Annotated in this window: 3 protein-coding genes; all 3 read right to left on the bottom strand. The window is 33.7% G+C overall.

The window, feature by feature from the left end:
• The coding region (locus tag JJE11_RS17555; protein ID WP_291637965.1) for an amino acid ABC transporter ATP-binding protein at positions 1-633 on the bottom strand (633 nt) is incomplete at its 3' end.
• 10 nt (positions 634-643) lie between these two features.
• A complete protein-coding gene (locus JJE11_RS17550) occupies positions 644-1,324 on the bottom strand; it encodes an amino acid ABC transporter permease (protein WP_291637964.1) in 681 nt (226 codons plus the stop codon).
• Between the two features lie 100 nt (positions 1,325-1,424).
• The gene (locus tag JJE11_RS17545; RefSeq protein ID WP_291637962.1) at positions 1,425-2,213 is read right to left on the bottom strand and encodes a transporter substrate-binding domain-containing protein; all 789 of its coding nucleotides are present in this window, start codon (positions 2,211-2,213) and stop codon (positions 1,425-1,427) included.
• Positions 2,214-2,252 lie beyond the last annotated feature (39 nt).

Below are 2,252 nucleotides of genomic sequence, written 5' to 3'. Positions count from 1 at the left end.
TTCGTTAATAAAAATAACACGGTCGGCCACTTCTTTTGCAAATCCCATTTCATGTGTAACGACAATCATTGTCATTCCATCTTTGGCTAGGTCTTTCATAACCTTAAGCACTTCTCCAACTAATTCTGGATCAAGAGCTGATGTAGGTTCATCGAATAAAATGACTTTAGGTTCCATAGCCAGAGCCCTAGCAATTGCTACTCTTTGTTGCTGTCCACCTGATAACATTGCAGGATATTCATCTACTTTATCTTCAATACCCACTTTTCTTATAAGTTCCAGTGCCAACTTTTTCGCCTGGTTTTTAGGCATTTTCTTAATGGTAACTAGTCCTTCCATAACGTTTTGAATAACAGTCATGTGAGGAAATAAGTTGAAGCGTTGAAAAACCATACCAACCTTTTGACGAATCTGATTAATATTTTCCTCTCTTGTGTGAACTATGTTTCCATCAATCCATATTTCGCCCTCTGTTTTCTTCTCTAAGAAATTAATGCATCTAAGCAGCGTACTCTTCCCCGAACCACTACTTCCAATTAAACAAACCACTTCACCTTCATTTACTGTTAGATCAATTCCTTTTAAAACTTCAAGATCACCAAAATATTTATGTAAATTTTTAAGTTCTATCATGCTCATACAATCACCTCTCACTTATTTTTAATTTTAATTCAATTCTTCTAAGCAACTTTGTAATTACTGTTATTATTAAAATATAATAGATAGCGGCTATAAAGAAAATAGGGAAAACATCATAAGTTACTGAAGCATATTGCTTAGCAAGTAACATAATTTCTGTGATTGTTATTACACTAGCAAGTGAAGAATCTTTAACAGCTATAATAAACTGGTTACCCAAAGCAGGTATCGAGCGTTTAAACGCTTGAGGCAAAACAACTCGTTTCATCGCTTGCCATTTACTCATGCCAAGGGATCTTGCTGCTTCTCTTTGCCCGTAATCAATAGACTCAATTGCCCCTCTGAAAATTTCACTAATATAAGCACCATTATGAAGGGTTAATCCAATAATGGCTGACGGAAAACTCGCAATATAAATTCCCATGCCAGGTAGTCCATAGAAAATAAAATAAAGTTGCAACAATAGAGGAGTTCCTCTAACAACAGAAATGTATAAGTCCATAAAAACTGTTAAATACTTTTTCTTAGTTAGCTTTATCATGGCTACTATCAAACCAAGAATTGTTCCAAATAATATTGAAAAAAATGCTAACTTTAATGTCCATATAACCCCAGGAATAAATTTAGGGAAATATTTAATTACAGTTGTAAAAAACGCAACTATACCATCAAATAATTCTGGCATAAAACCCCTCCCATTTTTAATGTTATATAACAAAGCTATCAGAGGGTGACGTGTCACAGTTCACTGATAGCTTTTGTGTAGATTAATAAGGATATACTTATTAATTTACATCTTGAAGATTGATACCAAACCACTTCATACTGATTTTTTCATATGTGCCATCTGCTATAATATCTTTTAAAGCTTTGTTTACTACTTCTAATAATTTTGTATCTTCTTTTCTTATTGCTATAGCATTATCGTCAACATAAAGTAATGGACCAACAGGTTCAATATCTACTCCATATTTTTTTGGTGCTACTAGTCCTACAAAGTAATCAGTTACAAGTCCATCTGCCCTACCTTGATCTACACTCTTAAAATTGTCTACATCGCTTTGGAATTGGACAATCTTAGATATATTATCCATTTTTTCTAAAAATGGTTGGAAAGTCGTTCCTGTTACAACGCCTACTTTACCATCTTTCAAATCTTTAATGCTCTTTAGAGTTGTTCCTTTTTTAGCAAAGAATTGTGCTCCACCATGATAATAAGGGTCTGTGAAGTTAACTTTCTCTTTACGCTCCTCGGTAACCCCCATACTTCCAATTATTAGATCAGATCTTTTAGCAATTAGTGAAGCTACGATTCCTTCCCATTCAGTAGTAATTGGAACTGCCTTAACTCCCAGTTTTTCAGCAATTGCACTGGCTATGTCAATATCGAATCCTTGCACCTTTCCATCATCACCTATAAAATTAAAAGGTGGATACTGTCCTGACATTGTGTATGTCATCTCTTTTTTGTCCATTATACTATCATAAGTTGTTTTAGTATCCTTCTTACACCCTACTAACATACTAACTAATAAAAGCCCTAATCCTATTGATACAATAATTTTTTTATTCATATTTGCCCCCCTTGAATTATATTTATCTAGTACATATTT

Origin of the sequence: Clostridium sp. (genome assembly GCF_016650095.1) — a bacterium.
Classification (GTDB): Bacteria; Bacillota; Clostridia; order Clostridiales; family Clostridiaceae; genus Clostridium_AD.
This window is presented reverse-complemented; position numbering and strand designations above follow the sequence as displayed.

Coding starts and splice junctions, on each gene's coding strand:
- JJE11_RS17550 (WP_291637964.1), bottom strand. CDS start 1,324: ATGCCAGAATTATTTGATGGTATAGTTGCGTTTTTTACAACTGTAATT.
- JJE11_RS17545 (WP_291637962.1), bottom strand. CDS start 2,213: ATGAATAAAAAAATTATTGTATCAATAGGATTAGGGCTTTTATTAGTT.